This is a genomic window from Neorhizobium vignae, assembly GCF_000732195.1.
Lineage (GTDB): Bacteria > Pseudomonadota > Alphaproteobacteria > Rhizobiales > Rhizobiaceae > Neorhizobium > Neorhizobium vignae.
The window spans coordinates 885,228-904,136 of the sequence record NZ_JNNU01000002.1 but is presented as its reverse complement, the minus strand read 5'-3'; the positions used below and the strand labels follow the sequence as shown (position 1 = coordinate 904,136).

General features: G+C 62.9%; 16 protein-coding genes. 7 read left to right on the top strand and 9 right to left on the bottom strand.

Translation table 11 applies throughout. From position 1 onward, the window contains the following. Positions 1-32: 32 nt before the first annotated feature. Positions 33-620 (bottom strand): ANTAR domain-containing response regulator, encoded by a 588-nt coding sequence (locus GQ59_RS04490; RefSeq protein ID WP_037077864.1) that lies wholly within the window; start codon positions 618-620, stop codon positions 33-35. Positions 621-772: 152 nt separating this feature from the next. Between GQ59_RS04490 and GQ59_RS04485 the strand changes: the two genes are divergently transcribed. Continuing rightward, positions 773-3,226, top strand: coding sequence for a DNA translocase FtsK (locus tag GQ59_RS04485; RefSeq protein ID WP_037077862.1), 2,454 nt, complete (start codon positions 773-775; stop codon positions 3,224-3,226). Positions 3,227-3,765: 539 nt separating this feature from the next. On the opposite strand, the gene GQ59_RS04480 is transcribed toward GQ59_RS04485, so the two are convergent. The 4 genes from GQ59_RS04480 to GQ59_RS04465 form a co-directional block, all read right to left on the bottom strand. After that, the gene (locus tag GQ59_RS04480; RefSeq protein WP_037077860.1) at positions 3,766-4,935 is read right to left on the bottom strand and encodes a pyridoxal phosphate-dependent aminotransferase; all 1,170 of its coding nucleotides are present in this window, start codon (positions 4,933-4,935) and stop codon (positions 3,766-3,768) included. A 93-nt stretch (positions 4,936-5,028) separates the two neighbouring features. Beyond that, entirely contained in the window at positions 5,029-5,565 is a 537-nt protein-coding gene (gene smoA, locus GQ59_RS04475) for an NADH-dependent FMN reductase SmoA (protein WP_373426817.1), read from the bottom strand. Continuing rightward, positions 5,562-6,449 (bottom strand): aldo/keto reductase, encoded by an 888-nt coding sequence (locus GQ59_RS04470; protein WP_037078219.1) that lies wholly within the window; start codon positions 6,447-6,449, stop codon positions 5,562-5,564. Before GQ59_RS04470 ends, smoA begins: the two co-directional genes overlap by 4 nt. A gap of 14 nt (positions 6,450-6,463) precedes the next feature. Then, positions 6,464-7,621 carry an LLM class flavin-dependent oxidoreductase gene (locus GQ59_RS04465; protein WP_037077858.1) on the bottom strand — a complete coding sequence of 386 codons (1,158 nt, stop codon included), beginning with the start codon at positions 7,619-7,621 and terminating at the stop codon, positions 6,464-6,466. A gap of 102 nt (positions 7,622-7,723) precedes the next feature. Here GQ59_RS04465 and GQ59_RS04460 point away from each other — a divergent pair, with 102 nt between their 5' ends. Both GQ59_RS04460 and GQ59_RS04455 read left to right on the top strand, forming a co-directional pair. Beyond that, positions 7,724-8,428 (top strand): GntR family transcriptional regulator, encoded by a 705-nt coding sequence (locus GQ59_RS04460; RefSeq protein WP_037077855.1) that lies wholly within the window; start codon positions 7,724-7,726, stop codon positions 8,426-8,428. After that, entirely contained in the window at positions 8,394-10,442 is a 2,049-nt protein-coding gene (locus GQ59_RS04455) for an alpha-glucosidase (RefSeq protein WP_084683007.1), read from the top strand. The genes GQ59_RS04460 and GQ59_RS04455 overlap by 35 nt, the downstream gene beginning before the upstream one ends. A 175-nt stretch (positions 10,443-10,617) precedes the next feature. Here GQ59_RS04455 and GQ59_RS04450 read toward each other — a convergent pair whose 3' ends face one another. From GQ59_RS04450 to GQ59_RS04440, 3 genes are read right to left on the bottom strand one after another with little or no spacing between them, the layout of a single operon-like run. Continuing rightward, positions 10,618-11,259, bottom strand: a complete 642-nt coding sequence (locus GQ59_RS04450; protein ID WP_037077850.1) for a ThuA domain-containing protein — start codon at positions 11,257-11,259, stop codon at positions 10,618-10,620. 18 nt (positions 11,260-11,277) lie between these two features. Next, positions 11,278-12,381 carry a Gfo/Idh/MocA family protein gene (locus GQ59_RS04445; RefSeq protein ID WP_037077847.1) on the bottom strand — a complete coding sequence of 368 codons (1,104 nt, stop codon included), beginning with the start codon at positions 12,379-12,381 and terminating at the stop codon, positions 11,278-11,280. 34 nt (positions 12,382-12,415) lie between these two features. Beyond that, entirely contained in the window at positions 12,416-13,615 is a 1,200-nt protein-coding gene (locus tag GQ59_RS04440) for an ROK family transcriptional regulator (RefSeq protein ID WP_037077844.1), read from the bottom strand. Between the two features lie 231 nt (positions 13,616-13,846). Between GQ59_RS04440 and GQ59_RS04435 the strand changes: the two genes are divergently transcribed. The 4 genes from GQ59_RS04435 (at position 13,847) to GQ59_RS04420 (ending at position 18,161) form a co-directional block, all read left to right on the top strand. After that, entirely contained in the window at positions 13,847-15,142 is a 1,296-nt protein-coding gene (locus GQ59_RS04435) for an extracellular solute-binding protein (RefSeq protein ID WP_037077842.1), read from the top strand. A 122-nt stretch (positions 15,143-15,264) separates the two neighbouring features. Continuing rightward, positions 15,265-16,191, top strand: a complete 927-nt coding sequence (locus GQ59_RS04430) for a carbohydrate ABC transporter permease (protein WP_162183282.1) — start codon at positions 15,265-15,267, stop codon at positions 16,189-16,191. Continuing rightward, the gene (locus tag GQ59_RS04425; RefSeq protein ID WP_051903774.1) at positions 16,184-17,068 is read left to right on the top strand and encodes a carbohydrate ABC transporter permease; all 885 of its coding nucleotides are present in this window, start codon (positions 16,184-16,186) and stop codon (positions 17,066-17,068) included. The genes GQ59_RS04430 and GQ59_RS04425 overlap by 8 nt, the downstream gene beginning before the upstream one ends. A gap of 22 nt (positions 17,069-17,090) precedes the next feature. Next, a complete protein-coding gene (locus GQ59_RS04420; protein WP_037077836.1) occupies positions 17,091-18,161 on the top strand; it encodes an ABC transporter ATP-binding protein in 1,071 nt (356 codons plus the stop codon). 62 nt (positions 18,162-18,223) lie between these two features. Here GQ59_RS04420 and GQ59_RS04415 read toward each other — a convergent pair whose 3' ends face one another. After that, positions 18,224-18,844, bottom strand: coding sequence for a nucleoside triphosphate hydrolase (locus GQ59_RS04415; protein WP_037077834.1), 621 nt, complete (start codon positions 18,842-18,844; stop codon positions 18,224-18,226). Positions 18,845-18,909: the final 65 nt, after the last annotated feature.

Below are 18,909 nucleotides of genomic sequence, written 5' to 3'. Positions count from 1 at the left end.
CTTTCTCCCGGACATTTCGGTGCTCGGAACCATCACATCAACAGGCCCGCTGCCGTGACCACGCTTTGAGCGATGTCCGACATCTTCTTCTTTTCGTTCATTGCCGTCTGGCGCAGCAGCGCAAACGCGTCTTCTTCCGACAGGCCGCGCATCTTCATCAGGATGCCCTTGGCCCGCTCGATCACCTTGCGCTCCTCGAGCGCCGATTTCGCCTCGGCGAGTTCCCGCTGGAGCCGGCTGAAGGCGTTGAAGCGGCTGACCGCCATGTCGAGGATCGCCTTGACGCGCTCCTTCTTCAGCCCGTCGACCACATAGGCCGAGACGCCCGCGTCCATCGCCGCTTCGATCAAGGCCGTATCGGAACGGTCGACGAACATGGCGATCGGCCGGCTGACGGTGCGGGTCAACTGGAACAGATGCTCCATCATGTCGCGATTGGGGTTCTCGATATCGATGACGATGACGTCCGGCTTCAACGTTTCGATGATGCGCGCGACGCCCTGAACCTCGTGGATGATGGTGACTTTGCTATGCCCAGCCTCCCGCAGCCCTTCCTCGATGATGGAAGCGCGGATGGCATTTTCGTCGATAACCAGAATGGTGAGATCGGGTGCCGGCATTCCTATAGTGATGACGCAGTGCAACAATCTTGGCAAGGGTCGCAGGCACTCCGATCATTTCATGACATCATTCGCCGCTTGGAAAGGACCAGTTAACCTTTATTTTCTATTTCCTGTGAGAATGTGCCCTTCCCGTATCTCGTCTGGTTGTCATGCAGTTCTCACGCAATAATCATCCTCAGAGTTCTGACCTTTCCAACGCCGAAGACGACGCTGTCGATCCGGCGCAGCCGGGTCTTCGCCGCCAGAATCTGGCTGATCTCAACCAGTCGGCGATCGAGCAGGCGCCCTGGCAGGCGGCCTTCCGGCTGGCCCCGAACGTGCGGTTCACCCGCACGCCCGAAAGCGCGCTGGCCCGCAAGGCGAATGTCGGACAGGCTCCTGCGGAGCAGGCCGAAGTGCCGGCTGCCGAGCAGATCGACATCATCCCGTCCGAAGCGTTCCTGACCCCGGCTACGGATGATTCGCAGGTCGCCGGAGAGGCGTTCGCAGCGCCGATCGAACAGATCGCGGGCCTGCAGCAGCTTGCGGCGACGATGCGTTACCATGTGCCGGAAATGCCAGCCGTCGCCGTCGCACAGCCCGAGCGGCTTGCGGAGGCAGCGCCGATCGCAGTGCCGCGCCAGGATATCGCGATCTCCGATTTCGCCTTCTGGGATGCCATGCCCTTCGAACTCGAAGGGCCTAATGTCATCGAGGCCGAAGCCCCGTCGGTCGAGCCGGAAGTCCTGCCGGTCGTGGTGGTCCACCCGGGCGCGCCCGTTACCGATCTCTATCGCGAAGTGCCGCGCAGGACGGCGGCGAGAACCGTGGTCGTCGCGACGTCGCCGAGACCGGAGCCGGTCAAGGCGCCCGAGCCCGTCGCGCCCGTCCGGGTTGCTCCGCAGCGTGTGGCGAAAGCCAAGGCACCGGTCGTCGTCGAACCCGTGTTTGCGCCTGCGCCTGTCGTGCAGGTACCCGTACCCGCGCCGTTCGTGGCCGTCGAATCCGTCGCCATCCAACCGGCTCCCGTTCAGCCTGAAATCGCACGTCCTCGGACCGTCCGGCCGGCAGAAGCGGAATACGAATTCCCGCCGATCTCGCTCTTGCAGGAGCCGCAAGGCGAGCGCGGCCAGGCGATGCAGCCGGATGCGCTGCAGCAGAGCGCCGGCCTGCTCGAGAGCATTCTCGAGGATTTCGGCATCCGCGGCGAGATCATCGACGTGCGTCCGGGTCCGGTCGTGACGCTCTATGAATTCGAACCGGCGCCGGGCGTCAAATCCTCGCGCGTCATCGGCCTTGCGGACGATATCGCCCGTTCGATGTCGGCGCTGTCTGCCCGCGTCGCCGTGGTGCCCGGCCGCAACGTCATCGGCATCGAACTGCCGAACGCGACCCGCGAAACCGTGTATTTCCGCGAGCTCATCGAATGCGAAGACTATTGGGAGACCAAGCATCGGCTGGCTCTCTGCCTCGGCAAGACGATCGGCGGCGAACCGGTTATCGCCGAGCTCGCCAAGATGCCGCATCTGCTCGTCGCCGGCACCACCGGTTCCGGCAAGTCGGTCGCCATCAACACCATGATCCTGTCGCTTCTCTACCGGCTGCGGCCGGAGGAATGCCGGCTGATCATGATCGACCCGAAGATGCTGGAGCTCTCCGTCTATGACGGCATTCCGCACCTGCTGACCCCGGTCGTCACCGATCCCAAGAAGGCCGTGCTGGCGCTGAAATGGGCGGTCCGCGAGATGGAGGATCGCTACAGGAAGATGTCGCGTCTCGGTGTGCGCAATATCGACGGCTACAATCAGCGCGCCGCTGGTGCCCGCGAAAAAGGCGAGGTGATCACCGTCAGCGTCCAGGCGGGCTTCGACCGGCAGACAGGCGAGATCCTCTACGAAGAGCAGGAGATGGATCTCTCGCCGATGCCCTACATCGTCGTCATCGTCGACGAGATGGCCGACCTCATGATGGTCGCCGGCAAGGATATCGAAGGTGCGATCCAGCGGCTGGCGCAAATGGCTCGCGCCGCCGGCATCCACCTGATCATGGCGACCCAGCGTCCTTCGGTCGATGTCATCACCGGCACGATCAAGGCGAATTTCCCGACCCGCATTTCCTTCCAGGTCACCTCCAAGATCGACAGCCGCACCATTCTCGGCGAGCAGGGTGCCGAACATCTGCTCGGCCAGGGCGACATGCTGCATATGGCCGGCGGCGGACGGATTTCCCGCGTCCACGGGCCGTTCGTCTCGGATGCCGAGGTGGAACTGGTGGTTCGCCACCTCAAGACTCAAGGCCGGCCTGACTATCTCGGCACGGTCACCGAGGACGAAGACGACGAGGAAGACGAGGACGTTTCGAACCAGGAAGCCGTGTTCGACAAGAGCGCGATGGGCGGAGACGACAGCGACGAGCTTTACGACAAGGCCGTCAAGGTGGTCATGAAGGACCGCAAGTGCTCGACCTCCTATATCCAGCGCCGCCTTTCTGTCGGTTACAACCGCGCCGCCTCTTTGGTGGAGCGTATGGAACAGGAAGGTCTGGTCGGCCCGGCCAACCATGTCGGCAAACGTGAGATCATTGCCGGCGGGCGTTCTGCCGCCGCCGAGGATTTCGGGGACTGAAGCGGATTTCTGAAGTTCATACACGCGACGGATCGGGCGGGCGTCACACGGCACGCCCGCAAAAAAATCCCGCTGCGATTGTCCCCACCCCTGAAACCCGTGCCTACAATTGCCCCGCCTCCGTCGCCGGAGTGTTTCGCGAGACGTTCGCGGGCAGGCGGAGGCCGGCGCCCTGGTTGGACCTGTAACGTGCAGGAAAGGTCAGGGAGGTGAAAGCCATGGAGGGTGGGCTGAAAGGCAAGCCTTCCTATCAAGCCTCCCCCTGGCCACCGGGCCGGGTTCGGTTGAGCCGTGCAAGTGGCAAGGTTTCCCGAAGGGAAGCCGCGAACGAAGCCACGCAGCGAGGCCAGGTGATCACCTGTAGGGGCCGGAAGTCCCGAAAAGACGCCGAAGGCCACGCGAATGCGGAGCCACCTACTAAACTCTATTGAGGTTCCGCATTCGTGTGGGCTCTCCGATCTTTGAAAAGCCACGGCAGGAAACTGCGCGGGGGGATCTCGCGCGGCCGAAGGTCAGTTCTTGGCGAGTTGCAACCGGTATCACCGGCCGCGGATATAATCGCTGAGCCGGTTGGCGGCGTCCTCGACCTGCAGCGGATCGCGCAGGAAACAGGCGCGCATGAAACCCTGTCCGCCCGGACCGAAGGCGGTTCCCGGTGCCAATCCGACGCCCGTCTTGTCGACGATCCTGAACGCCTCCTCGCGGCTGTCGGTAACGCCGTCGATCTTCAGGAAGGCGTAGAGGGCGCCCTCGGGCTTCAGCGTTTCCACCCGGTTGGTGGCGATCAGCGCGTCGCAGAGGATGTCGCGGGATTTTCGCGCCCGCTCGATATTGGTGCGGATGAAATCGTCGCCCTCTTCGAGAGCGGCGATCGCTCCCTTCTGCATGAACTGGGCGACGCCCGAGGTCGAATACTGGATGAGGTTGGTCAGCGTCTGGCCGATTTCCGCCGGTGCCACCATCCAGCCGACCCGCCAGCCGGTCATGCACCAGTTCTTCGAGAAGGAATTGGCAAAGATGATCCGGTCTTCCGGCTCCATGACATCCATGAAAGACGGCGCGCGGGCGCCTTCGAAATAATAGAGGCCGTAGATCTCGTCGGCGATGATCCACAGGCCATGCTTGCGGGCAAGATCGAGGATCGCCTTGAGATCGTCGTGGGTGGCGGTCCAGCCGGTCGGGTTGGACGGCGAGTTGATAAAGATCGCGCTGGTCTTCGGGGTGATTGCTGCCTTCAGCCGCTCGATATCGAGCACCCAGCGACCGTCGGTAAAGCCGAGTTCGACGGTGACCGGTTTGGCTTCCGAAACGCCGATGGCGTTGACGACATTCGGCCAGGCGGGCGAAAGATAGACGATTTCGTTGCCGGCGGAGGCGACCGTCTGGATGGCGAGCACGATCGACTGCATGCCGGAGCCGGTGACGTAGATGTTGTCGACCGACAAGTCCCGCCCATAGTGCCGCTGGTAATAACGCACGATCGCTTCGCGCAGCGCCGGAATGCCTTGTGTCCAGGTGTAGAAGGTTTCTCCGGCGAGCAAAGCTTCGCTGGCGGCGCGGGTGATGAAATCGGGCGTCGGCAGGTCGCCTTCGCCGATCCAGAGCGGCATCAGGTTTTCGCGACCTCGGGCATAGGTGACGATTTCGCCAATGCCGCTGCGGGGCGCTGCCGCGGCGCGGGCGCTGATATCCGGTCTGATGATTGTCATGGGTTGCCCTGTCGGTCCTGGCTGGTTTGTCGCAAAACTGACTTGGCCCAACCGCGCCTGCGGGTCAATATTTCCGGTGGGGGATTTTATTGTCTACTGGCTGGTGGCGCTGGCAAAACGGCCGAATGTGCCGCGGGAGAAACACAGCGGATCGCCCTCGCGGTGGGCTGCGCGCAGCACGCGGCCGAGGATCAGCGTATGGTCGCCGGCATCGTGCATCGAGGAGAGTTCGCATTCGAAGCGCGCCAGCGTGCCGGGGATGACCGGCACGCCTTCGTGGTTCTGGTTCCAGAACAGCTCCTCGAACCCCAGGCCGCCGCGCGTGAACCGGGCGCTGAGCAAATCCTGGTCCGCGCTGAGCACATGGATTGCGAAATGGCTGGCGGCCGTAAAAGCCGCGTGGCGCGACGAGCTCTTGGCCGGCGACCAGAGAACCAGCGGCGGATCGAGCGACACCGAGGTGAAGCTGTTGACGGTCATGCCGATCGGGCCATTCGGGGTCGTTGCCGTCACCACAGTCACGCCGGTCGTGAAGGCTCCGAGCGCGTTGCGATAATGCCGCGCGGTCGATGCGTCCGGAATAAAGATCTGTTCGCTAAGCGTGCTTGCGGTGTCGGCAGTGATCATCATGGCACCTGCTTTCCGATTGCGGCTGTGTAGAGTTCGAACCAGGTCTGGCGATCGATCGTCACCTTCGCGGCGTCGGCGATCGTGGCGATACGGGCGAGATTGTTGGTGCCGAGCACCGGCAGGATGGCGGCGGGATGGGCCAGCAGCCAAGCGACCGCGACGGCCGTCGCATCGACGCCCTGTTCGGCGGCGATCCGGTCCAGGACCGACATCAGGCTCTCATTCTTGAACAGCGAGCCACCGCCGAGCGGCGACCAGGCCATCGGCGCGATGCCGCGTTCCTGCAGATAGGCGAGGTCGCCATTGGTAAAGGCGCCTGCCGCAACAAGGCTGATCTCGATCTGGTTGGTGACGAGCTCGGCCTCCATGGAGGATTGCAGCAGGGAGAAATCCCAGGGACGGAAATTGGAAACGCCGACGGCGCGCACCTTGCCGGATACGACCAGCGCGTCGAGCGCCGGGCCTGTCTCGTCCGGATCCATGAACGGGTCGGGCCGGTGGATCAGCAGCAGGTCGATATGGTCCGTCGCCATATCGCGCAGCGAGGCCTCGACCGACGCGGTGATATGGGCTGCACTGGTATCGTAGTGCTTGCCGCGGACGCCGGAATGGCGGGCGGCCGGCGCGACGATGCCGCATTTGGTGACGATCTCGATTTTGTCACGCAGCGAAGGCGAGGCCTTCAGCGCTGCGCCGAAAATCGCTTCCGCCGTGTAGCCGCCATAGATGTCGGCCTGGTCCATGGTGGTGATGCCCTGCGCCAGGCAGGCTTCGATCTTCGCCTGGACATGTTTCGGCGAGGTGTCGGCATCGTCGCCGATCCGCCACATGCCGTAAACGAGGCGGCTAAGCTGGAGATCGGGCGAAAGTTGAATGCGATCCAGGTGATGAGGGGTCATCAGTGTCGTCTCCCGTTGCCGAGCGGCGTTGCGGGTGTCTCGGCCGGCACGCGACCATAGGCATGCGGCAGCGAACAGGTCTTGAGCTCGGGCAAGACCTTCTGACCGAAATGTTCCGCCTCGTCGAGATGCGGATAGCCCGAAAAGATGAAAGCCCGGATGCCCATCTTCTGGTAGGCCTCGATTTCCGAAAGCACCTGGTCGGCGGAGCCGACAAGTGCCGCGCCGCAGCCGGAGCGAGCCCGGCCGATGCCGGTCCAGAGATGCGGTTCCACGTAGCCGAACTTGTCGGCGAGTTCGCGGGCCTTCGCCTGGTGCGAGACGCCGAGCGAGGTGCTGTCATGGGCGCGGCTGCGGATCAGCTGGCCGTATTCGTCATCCAGCCTGGAGACGAGGTGTTCCGCGTAGTCGCGGGCCTCCTTCTCGGTGTCGCGGACGATCATGTGGACGCGAAGGCCGTAGTCGAGCGTGCGGCCATGGGCGGCGGCGCGGGCGTGGACCGCCTTCATGCGCTCGGCCAACTGGTCCCTGGTTTCCGGCCACATGAGGTAGACGTCGCATTGGGCGCCGCAGAGCTCCAGTGCGTCCGGCGAATAGCCGCCGAAATAGAGGAGCGGGCCGCCGTTCTGCTGGTAGGGCCTCGCCGGCTCGGTGGTGACGCCCCTGAAATTGTAGACCTCGCCCTGATGATCGATCGTGTCGCGCGTCCAGGCCTGGCGAAGGATCTGCACGACCTCGTGGCTGCGGCGGTAACGGAAGGCGCTGTCGGCGACTTCGCCGGGAAAATCGGAGCTGATGACGTTGAGCGTCAGCCGGCCCTTCAGCATGTGGTCGAGCGTCGCGACGGTGCGGGCAAGCATGATCGGCTGCATCTCGCCGCAGCGGATGGCCGCCAGCAGATTGATCCTGTCGGTCACCTGCGAGCAGGCGGCGACGAAGCTCAGCGTGTCCTGACCGACCTGATAGGAAGACGGGCAGAGGATGTTGCGAAAGCCGAGCGCCTCAGTGCGCCTGACGATGTCGGAGCAATGTTCCCAGCTAGACTTCAGCGCGTCATCTGGCACGCCGAGATAGGCGTAGTCGTCTGAGCACAGGGCGGCGAACCAGGATACCTCGGCGGCATCGAGATCCGGCGATGTTATGGGCACGACAGTCATCAGATTCTCCTCAACTCCTGACCCTTGAATATCATCCGCGTTTGTGTAAATCAATGGTGTATCAATTTGAGTGCGTCATTCCCGGGGAGGGGGAAACGGCTTATGGACAGTTATCCGGGCAGCCTGCCGATCTATCTGCAAATCGCCGAACTGCTGGTTCGCGACATCGCCGCCGGCCGGCTTGTCGATGGCGAAAAGCTGGCCCCCGAGCGCGACATGGCGGTGCAGCTCGGCATTGCTGTCGGCACCTTGCGCAAGGCGCTGGCGGAACTGCAGAACCGCGGGCTCCTGGAGCGGGTGCAGGGATCAGGCAACTACGTCCGGGCGATCAGCGATCCGAAGAGCGTTTATGCGATGTTCCGCTTGGAACTCATCCAGGGCGGCGGCCTGCCGACCGCGGAATTGCTCGACGTGATGCGGCTCGACAAACCCAAGGGCCTGCCGAGGTTCGGCTTTTCGCCGGAAGGACATCGGATTCGCCGTATCCGCAGACTGTCTGGCAAAGTCGCGGCGCTCGAAGAGATCTGGCTCGACGGCTCCTATGTGGCGGCGATTGCGCCGGAAGAGCTGTCGGAATCCCTCTATCTCTACTATCGCACCAAGCTCGGCCTGTGGATCGTTAGGGCGGAAGACAAGATCGATCTCGACACCGTGCCCGACTGGGCGCCGCCTGTTTTCGGCCAGAAGCCGGGCTCGCCGATCCCCCACGTGCTTCGGACGAGCCTGGCACAGGACGGAGCGCTGGCCGAGGTTTCCCGCACATGGTTCGACCATTCCGTGGCGCGCTACGTATCGCGGCTGCGGTAGACAACAATCGAGTACCGACACGATGAAATTCGAGACAACACAAGACGGGTTTTCCATTTCGCTGAACGGCCGCAGCATCCTGCGACACAGCGCTGCCGCGCCATGCATATTCGTCGGCCAGGGGCAGGAGCGGATGGACATGTACCGCGGCAATTTCGAGGTCGAGGATTACATCGTCGAGCGCAGCGCGCTGCGCCACGCGGAGGTCGACGGCAACACGATCAGCCTTTCCGAGGCGGAGGGCCGGTCGCCGCGGCTGGAGCTGACGGTTTCCGAAACCGCCGTGCATTTCCGCTCATTGGACGAGACGATCAACCGCTTCTGGATCCGCATCCATGCAGAGAATGACGAGCATGTCTGGGGGGGCGGCGAGCAGATGTCGTATTTCGACATGCGCGGCCGCCGGTTTCCGCTCTGGACCTCGGAGCCCGGCGTCGGCCGCGACAAGACGAGCGAGATCACCTTCAAGTCCGACCTGAAGGACAAGGCGGGCGGCGACTACTACAACACCAACTACCCTCAGCCGACCTACATTTCCTCGGCGTGCTATGCGCTGCATGTGGAGACGACCGCCTATTCCGTCTTCGATTTCCGGCGCAAGACCTTTCACGAGATCGAAGCCTGGGCGGTGCCGGATCGGATCGAACTGTTTGCCGCGCCGAATTTCGTCGAACTGGTCGAGGCGTTGTCGCTGCGGTTCGGGCGTCAGCCGGAGCTGCCGGACTGGGTCTACAAAGGCGCGATCATCGGCCTCAAGGACGGCGTCAATTCCTTCGAGCGGCTGGAAAAGATGCGCAATGCCGGCGTGCAGGTATCGGGCCTCTGGTGCGAGGATTGGGTTGGCCTTCGCCAGACTTCGTTCGGATCGCGGCTGTTCTGGGACTGGCAGGCGAACGAGGAGCGTTATCCGGGCCTGCGCCAGCGGATCGCCGAACTGAACGAGGAGGGCATCCGCTTCCTCGGTTACGTCAATCCCTATCTCTGCGTCGATGGCTCGCTGTTTCCGGAGGCTGAAGCTGCAGGCTATTTCGCCAAGGATCAGCTCGGTCGAACCGCAATCGTCGATTTCGGCGAGTTCGATTGCGGCGTCGTCGATTTTACCAATCCGGAAGCGGCCGACTGGTTTGCCGAGGAAGTCATCGGCCGGCGGATGCTCGATTTCGGGCTGACCGGCTGGATGGCCGATTTCGGCGAATACCTGCCGATCGATGTCGAGCTTGCGAACGGCATCGATGCCAAGCTGATGCACAATGCCTGGCCGACGCTCTGGGCCGAAGTCAACGCGAAAGCCATCGCCAGCCGCGGCAAGGCGGGCGAGGCGCTATTCTTCATGCGCGCCGGCTTTACCGGCGTGCAGAAACATTGCCCGCTGCTCTGGGGCGGCGATCAGTCGGTGGATTTTTCCCGACATGACGGGCTCGTCACCGTGATGTGCGCTGCCCTCTCGTCAGGCCTGCTCGGCAATGCCTATCACCATTCCGATATCGGCGGTTATACGAGCCTGTTCGGCAATGTCCGCACGCCGGAACTCCTGATGCGCTGGGCCGAGATGGCGGCCTTCACGCCGGTCATGCGCAGCCACGAGGGCAACCGGCCGCGCGACAATATCCAGATCGACCAGGACCCCGAGGTGCTGGCGCATTTCGCGCGGATGACGCGGATTTACGTGCATCTGGCGCCGTATCTGAAGACGCTGTCAGCGGAGGCCGCCGCTCGGGGCCTGCCGGTGCAGCGGCCGCTTTTCCTGCATCACGAGCATGATCCGAAGACCTACGCTATCCAGGATGCCTATCTCTATGGTTCGGAACTGCTGGTGGCGCCCGTCTGGCATGCGGCGCGGGAGGTGCGGAGCGTCTACCTGCCGGAGGGGGTGACCTGGGTGCATGTGTGGAGCGGGAAAGAATATGCGGGTGGGGAAGAGGTGACGGTGCCGTCGCCGATCGGTTGTCCGCCGGTGTTTTATCGGATGGATGCGGTTTTTGCGGAGATCTTTGCGGCGCTGAAGCGGATGTGATGGCGCGGCGCACTCCCAATCTCCCCCCCTTGTGAGGGAGATGTCACCAGAGGTGACAGAGGGGGCGGCGCCGCGAACTCGACTGGCGAAGAGTATGCCGCAGCACCCCCTCTGTCCTGCCGGACATCTCCCCCACAAGGGGGGAGATCGGATGCGGCGCCGTCTCAGTCCAATCTCACCTTGCCGCCCAGTTCGCGCCCCGGCGGAAGATCGTCTTCATCTGCGGCACGTCGAATTCCTTCGCCTGGTGGCCGAGTGAGGAATAGAAGACGCGGCCCTCTCCGTATTTCCGCTTCCAGACCACCGGCATGACGACGCCGTCGATCCAGTAGGCGTGGTCGCCGGTAAACGTCGTCGTCGCCAGCACCTCGTTCGAGGGGTCGACATGCATGTAATATTGCTCGGACGTGTAGGGGAAATCGGTAATCCCTTCCATCAGCGGGTCGTCCGGCCTCGTGATATTCACCGTGTAGTCGATGATATTGCCGGGATGGGCGACCCACTGGCCGCCGATGATGAACTGGTAGTCGACCGACTCGCGAAAAGCGTCGCCCGCACCGCCGTGATAACCGGCAATGCCGACACCGCTCTGAACGGCTGCCGCGAGGTTCTTCACCTCTTCCTTCTCGATTTTCGACATGGTCATGATCGGCACGATGAGGCTCAGATCATGGATCGAAGGGTCGGCAAAGGCCTCGGTCGAATGTTCGAGATAGACCTTGAACCCGTCTTCCTCCAGCATGTCCTTGATGATCTCGGCGCATTCCTGCGGTTCGTGGCCGCTCCAGCCGCCCCATACGATAAGTGCTTCACGCATTTTAGTCGTCCTCCAGAATTATTTCGCCAGCTGGCCGTCAACGAGCGATTCCGACAGCGGAGCGGGCCGCTCCGTCGCCGTGGTGATTCTGATCGTGCGCCCTTCGGCGGAGGCCGTATGAAAAGCTTCCATGACCTCCAGCACATGCAGCGCCAGATCGCCGTTCGCCCGGTGCGGGCGGTTGGAGCGGATCGCATAAGCGAGGTCGGCGACGCCGATCGAGCGGTAGTTGCCGTCCGCATAGGGCAAGGTGGTGGGCTGGTCCTCGAATTGGCCACCCTTCTTCAGATAACCGACAGGTCCCTCGAAACGGTTCGGATCCGGCACGATCAGAGTGCCCTCGGTGCCGTAGACTTCGAGCGGCACATGTTTGTGGCCGGCGACGTCGAAACTCATGCCGATCTGCACCACCGCGCCATTGGCAAAGGCCATGACGCCCGCCACATGGGTCGGCACATGCACTGGAATACGCTCGCCGTTGCGCGGTTCGCTGGTGATGATGCGTTCCTGGCGGGGCGTGATCGCGAAACCCGCGACCTGCGAGACGGGACCGAGCAGGTTGACCAGATCGGTAATGTAATAGGGACCCATATCGAGCATCGGGCCGCCGCCGACTTCGTAATAGAAGGCGGGGTTCGGGTGCCAGCGCTCGTGGCCGGGGCACATGAAGGTCGCGGTGCCGCCGACGGGCAGGCCGATGACGCCCTGGTCGATCAGTTCACGGGCCGTCTGGTGGCCGCCGCCGAGGAAGGTGTCGGGCGCAGCGCCGATGCGCAGACCCTTGGCCTTGGCGGCATCCGCCAATTTTTTCCCTTCCGCGAAATTAATCCCGAGAGGTTTTTCCGAATAGGTGTGTTTACCCGCATCAAGCGCCTGCAGGGCAACAGTGACATGCGCCTTGGGGATCGTCAGGTTGACGATGATCTCGATCTTCGGATCGGCGAGCAGCTCATCGACGGTACGGGCCTGGAGATTGAATTCGGAAGCTTTGGCCTCGGCCAGGTCGCGGTTGAGATCGCCCAGCCCGCGGATATCGAGGATCGGAAAGGCTGATGTCATCGCCTTCAGATAGGCGCCAGAGATATTGCCGCATCCGATGATGCCGATACCGACTTTGTCCATTGTTTCCTCCCGATGATTGCTGATGTCTGGCGCGTCAGAGCGCCGGCCCGGTGGTGCTCCAGGGCGATTCGTAAAGTTCGTAAAGCGCGACGGCCGCCGCTCCCTGCGCCCAGAAATCATCCGTCGAATCGTCGAAGACGAGTTCGCTGACGCCTTTCAGCGACGGCGGAATGGCGAGCGCATAGGCATCGCGCAGGCTGTTCAGGAACGGTTCGCCGAGCGCCAGCGACGAGCCGACGAGGATGACGCGCGGTGGCGCAAACAGCGTGACGATGTTGGCGATCGTCAGCCCGACGGCCTCGCCGGCGCGGACGGCCGCGCCGATCAGCCGGTCGTCGTCGGCCTGGATGAGCGCCTGGACATGGGTCATGCCGCGGCCGAGCCTTACTGCTTCGGCAAAACGCCCGTCCGTCTGCTGCTCGCCGAGGATGGCGCTCTCGCCCGCCTGGCTCGAAAGCCGCACGATGCCCTGAGGTCCCATGCCGAGCACGAGATCACCGAGGTTGTGGCTGAGGCCGCCGGCACCGCGGAAAAGCCGGTTGCCGTGCAGCACGCCGAGGCCCAGCGTCTGTTCAAGCGAGATCAGGACCATGTCCTCCAGATCGCGGGCCTTTCCGAACCAGTGATGACCAAGCGTGATGGCATGGGCGTCACTCTCGACGATGGTCGGCGTCGACAGGCGCGTGGACATTTCCGCCGCAAAATCGATGTTGATCTCGCGAAAAATCGGGCTCGAGCGGATATGTCCGGTGCGGTGTTCGATGACGCCCGGAAGGCCGAGGCAGACGCTGTCGACATCCTCCAGCGACAGGCCGGCATCGACGACGCAGCGGCGCACGCCATCCTCGACGAGATCGGCGATGACAGCGATCGGCTGGCGGTCGATACGGATCGGCAGGGCGAGTTGGGAGAGCACGTCGCCGCGAAAATTGGTGACGACGAAGACCATGCGACTTGCGGCGATCTTGGCGCCGACGACGCGGGCGGCATCCGGATTGACCTCCAGCATGACGCGCGGCCGGCCTCGCACGGCCTCGTTGCGGATATCGCCCTCGTGGCGGGTCAGGATCAGCCCGTCGTCAAGCAGCGAACCGGTGATGGCCGAAACGGTGGTCGTCGAGAGTTCGGTGCGCTCGGAAATTTCGACGCGGGAAATGGGGCCGCGACGCCGGATCGTATCCAGCACGCTGAGGCGGTTCATCGCACGCATGAGTTCTGGATCGGCGGTTTTCATCTCTTCTGCGCACTCGTCGGGTTTTGCACCGAACGCTATTTAATTCGAGGTGCAAATTAAATTCGCCTTGTTCTAGAGCCGATTTTGGGCGGTGTGCAATAGATAAAAGCAGCGAAAGGCGCAAATTTCGCCAAAATCCGGTAATCTCGCTTGGAGCTATTGACAGATGCGACAGGCTTGCCGATTATTTAATTCGGATACAGGAATAAAGCTTTGGGAGGAGCGCCTTCAATGTCCAACAGATATCACAGGATGCGTCTGATTTCCGCGACCGCCATTGCCCTTGCGGGTGGCGTGTTTACGGCTGGCGCTGCTGCAGCGGACAGCGTCATTCGCTGGATGCATGTCGAGCAGGTGCCGGGGAACATAGCGGTCTGGAGCCAGATCGCCAAGGATTTCGAGGCCAAGCACCCCGGCGTCAAGGTCGAACTGCAATTCCTCGAAAACCAGGCGTTCAAGGCCAAGCTGCCGACGCTTCTGCAGTCGAAAGATGCGCCGAGCATGTTCTACAGCTGGGGCGGCGGCGTGCTCAAGGCGCAGTCCGAGACCGGCATGTTGCGGCCGATCAATGCGGCGCTCGATGCAAACGGTGGGGAATGGCGCAAGTCGGTCAACGCCTCCGCCGTCGACGGCCTGACCTTCGATGGCAAGGTCTGGGCTTCGCCCTCCAAGAGCGGTCTGGTTTCCTTCTATTACAACAAGGAACTGTTCAAGAAGGCGGGCGTCGATGCCTCGAAGATCGCGACTTGGGACGATTTCCTCGGTGCCGTCAAGGCGCTCAAGCAGGCAGGCGTGACGCCGATTGCCGGCGGCGGGCGGGACAAATGGCCCCTGCATTTCTACTGGAGCTATCTCTCGATGCGCGAGGCGGGACAAAAGGGCTTCGCCGATGCCAAGGCCGGCAAGAACGACGGCTTCGCCGGCAAGCCTTTCGTCAAGGCCGGCGAGCGCCTGGCCGAACTCGGCAAGCTTGAGCCGTTCCAGAACGGCTATCTGGGGGCAACCTGGAACGATGCGCTCGCCACGTTCGGCGACGGCCGGGCCGCGCTCATCCTGAGCTTCGAGAATACGCCCTCAACCCAGGCGTCGAATTCGACGAGCCGCAAAGGGCTTGCCGACGACAATATCGGCCGCTTTCCGTTCCCCGTCGTCAGCGGAGGCGCCGGCGTGACCACCGACAGTTTCGGCGGCCTCAACGGATGGGCGGTCACCAAGAACGCACCGCCCGAAACCGAGGAATTCCTTCGTTACATGGCAAGCATTGACGTGCAGAAGGTGCTTGCCCGGGATACGCAGATCATGCCGGTTACCAAGGGTGCCAGCGAAGCGATCTCCAAGCCGCTGCTGAAGGAAGTTGCCGACGCTCTTGCCAAGGAAACCTGGCACCAGAACTTCCTAGACCAGGACCTCGGCCCCAATGTCGGTGCGATCGTCAACGACGTCAGTGTCGAGGTGGTCTCCGGCAGCATGAAACCGGCTGACGCGGCGCAGCAGATCGAGGACGCCTACTCCCTCGAGCGAAAGTAAGCGCAGCGCCGGCGCTCCCGCTCCCCAAAGGTTCCAGCAACCCTGGGAGCGCCGGTTCCCGTCCTCGCCTGACGGCGTCTTGCGCAGCCCGAAAGGCTCAAAAATCGATGAGCGATATGCTGATGTCTGCCAATGCCGTCCCATCCGGGAATACACTTGCGGTATCGCGGCGCCGCAAACGGTCCCTTGCCAACAGCAAGTGGCCGGTGCTGATCCTGTTCCTGCCGCCGGCGCTTCTTCTGTTCACGGTGCTGGTCATCCTGCCCATGGGCGAGGCCGCCTGGTATTCCTTCTACAACTGGAACGGCTATGGCAGCCCGACGCAATGGGTCGGCTGGCGCAACTACCAGCTCATTTTCCGCAATAGCGCCTTCACCCAGGCGCTGATCAACAACGGCCTGATCGTGCTCGCTTCGCTCTGCGTGCAGGTGCCGCTGGCGCTCTGGCTGGCGACGATGATCTCCAGCCGGATCAAGGGCGCGCTGTTCTTCCGGCTGATCTTCTTCCTGCCCTACGTGCTCGCGGATGTCGCGGCCGGCATGATCTGGCGTTTCGTCTATGACGGGGATTTCGGTCTCGTCGCCGGCATCTCGCATTTCATCGGCGTCGAACCGCCTTTCTGGCTGGCCGACCGGGACGCGGCGATGTACGCGATATTGGGCGTCGTCGTCTGGAAGTATTTCGGCTTTCACATGATGCTCTTCATCGCCGGTCTGCAGGCGATCGACAAGAGCGTGCTGGAAGCGGCCGACATCGACGGTGCGACCGGTTTCCAGAAGTTCCGGCTGGTGACGCTGCCACTGCTCGGTTCCACTGTGCGTCTCTCCGTCTTCTTCGCGGTCGTCGGCTCGCTGCAGCTCTTCGACATGATCATGCCGCTGACCGGCGGCGGTCCGTCGAACTCGACGCAGACGATGGTGACGTTCCTCTACAATTTCGGGGTGACCCGCATGCAGGTCGGGTTCGGCAGCGCCGTCGGCGTGGTGCTGTTCGTGATCTGCGTGACGCTCGCCTTCAGCTACAAGCGGGTATTCATGCGCAATGACTGATATCTTGACAGCACAGCCCATCGATGCCGCCAGCGCGCCGACCTCCGGCCAGCGCATCCGCGCCGGCACGCAGGTCTATATGTACGTGTCGCTGATCGTCGTCGCGGCCATCGTGGTGGTGCCGCTCATCAGCACCGCACTCGGTGGCTTCAAGACCCTCGGCGAACTGCGCGGCAACCCGTTCGGGCTGCCGACGGAATGGCAGTGGTCGAACTACACGGACATCATCATCAGCAAGCGCTACTGGCTGCAGATGAGCAATTCGCTGATCATCGCCCTGCTGACGGTATTCCTGACGCTGACGTTCGGCGCTATGGCGGCCTTCTGTTTCGCGCATATCCGCTTCTTCGGCACCGATTATCTGGTCAACTATTTCCTGATCGGACTGATGTTTCCGGCAGCGACCGCCATCCTGCCGCTCTATATCCGCATCCGCGATCTGGGGCTCGTCGATACCTACTGGGGCGTGGTGCTGCCGCAGGTCGCGTTCGGCATGGGCATGAGCATCATGCTGTTCCGCAACTACTTCCGCAATCTGCCGTCCGAACTCTTTGACGCGGCGTTCGTGGATGGTTGCGGCTACATGCGCTTCTTCTGGCATATCACGCTGCCGCTGTCGCGGCCGATCATCGCGACCGTCGGCATCATCTCCTTCGTCGGCAGCTGGAACAGCTATATCGTGCCGCTGATCATGCTGAATTCCGAGAGCCGTTACCCCTGGCCGCTCGGAATCATGATCTATCGGGGCGAATTCAGCACCGAATGGCAGCTGGTGCTGGCCTTCATCACGCTCACCATTCTGCCGACCATCATCGCCTTTTTCCTGGCCCAGAAGCACATCATCGCCGGTCTGACCGCCGGCGCTGTGAAGTCCTGAGCCCCGACCCGGAGTAATTCGCATGGCATCCGTCGAACTGAGACAAGTCCGCAAGGCTTATGGGGCACTCCCGGTCATCCATGGAGTGTCGCTGGCGATCGAAGACGGCGAGTTCGTCGCGCTGGTCGGGCCTTCCGGCTGCGGCAAGTCCACCCTGCTGCGGATGATTGCAGGGCTTGAGGAAATCACCGGCGGCGAGATCATCATCGACAATGCTGTCGTCAACGAGCTTACGCCGCGCGAGCGCAACATCGCCATGGTGTTCCAGTCCTATGCGCTTTATCCGCACATGACGGTCGCCGAAAACATGGGCTTCAACCTGCGGCTTTCCGGGACCCCGAAGCCGGTGATTGCCGAACGCGTCGCCGAAGCCGCCCGCATGCTCGACCTCATGCCACTGCTCGACCGCAAGCCGGCGCAGCTTTCCGGCGGCCAGCGCCAGCGCGTCGCCATGGGCCGGGCGATCGTCCGCAACCCGGCCGTCTTCCTGTTCGACGAGCCGCTCTCCAATCTCGACGCCAAGCTGCGCGTGCAGATGCGTGCCGAGATCAAGCAGCTGCACCAGAAGGTCGGGACGACGTCGATCTACGTCACCCACGACCAGATCGAGGCGATGACGCTCGCCGACCGCATCGTCGTCCTCAACCAGGGCCGGGTGGAGCAGGAAGGCACGCCGATGGAACTGTACAAGAAGCCGGCCAATCTCTTCGTCGCCGCCTTCATCGGTTCTCCGGCGATGAACCTTCTCGACGGCACCGTGGACGGCGATGGCGGCGAACCCTCCGCGCGGCTTGGCGACGGAACCGCGATCCGCATAGCGCCGGACCGCAAGGTGAAGCGCGGCCAGGCGATCAAGGTCGGCCTGCGTCCGGAGCATCTGAGCCCCGGCGTCGGGGGGACCGCGCTTGCCGGGCAGACGCTGCTGGTCGAGCCGACCGGCGCACAGACCCACATCATCTTCGACCTTGCCGGCCACCCGGTGGTCGCGATTGTCGACGGCGAATATCCGGCCCGCTACGGCGCGCGGTTCGAAGCCAACATCCCGGCAGAACAGGTGCATGTCTTCGACCGGGAGACGGGAGTGGCTCTTTAAGCCCGGCATATCCAACTGTGCCGGGAACGTTGCGCGCGGCCATATCGATCCGACGGTGGGTCTCAGAAGCTTTCGAGTCTGATGTCGGCCGGCCTTGAATGCGCGAGGATGTAGCGGCCGTTCGGCAGGTCGTTGCCGTCGAGTTTCCAGGCAATAGCGGCTTCGTCGAGCCCGTAATGCACCCAGCGCGCCTTGAGCCGCTCGCGCAGCACGTCCTCCGAAGGGCCGACGAAGATCGTGAAGTCGAACATCTCGGCAAGCCGCGACCAGGGCGCTTCGTCGATCAGTAGGTAATTGCCTTCCGCCAGAACGATATGAGTATCGGGCGAAATCGGACGGGCCGAGGCGATGGCGATCTCACGCGATCGGTCGAAGACCGGCACCAGCACTTCCTCGTCACCCTGCCGCACCGCCCTCAGGATATCCGCAAAACCGCGCACGTCGAACGTCTGCGGTGCCCCCTTGCGGGGCAACAGGCCGCGGGCTTCCAGGATGCCGTTGTCCATATGGAAGCCATCCATCGGCAGGACTTCCGCCAACTCGCCGCGCGCCAGCAGGGCTTCGTGGAGGGCGTCGGCGAGCGTGGATTTTCCGCCGCCGGGCGGGCCGGCGACCGCGACGATGAAGCGCCGGCTGTTTTTGGCCCGGTCGATGACGGTGTCGGTGATGTCGTCCAGTGTCATTGCGTCGACGCCTTGCGTTCCAGTTCGCGGAAAGGACTTCTAACGTCCCGCAAGGCGTATGCGCA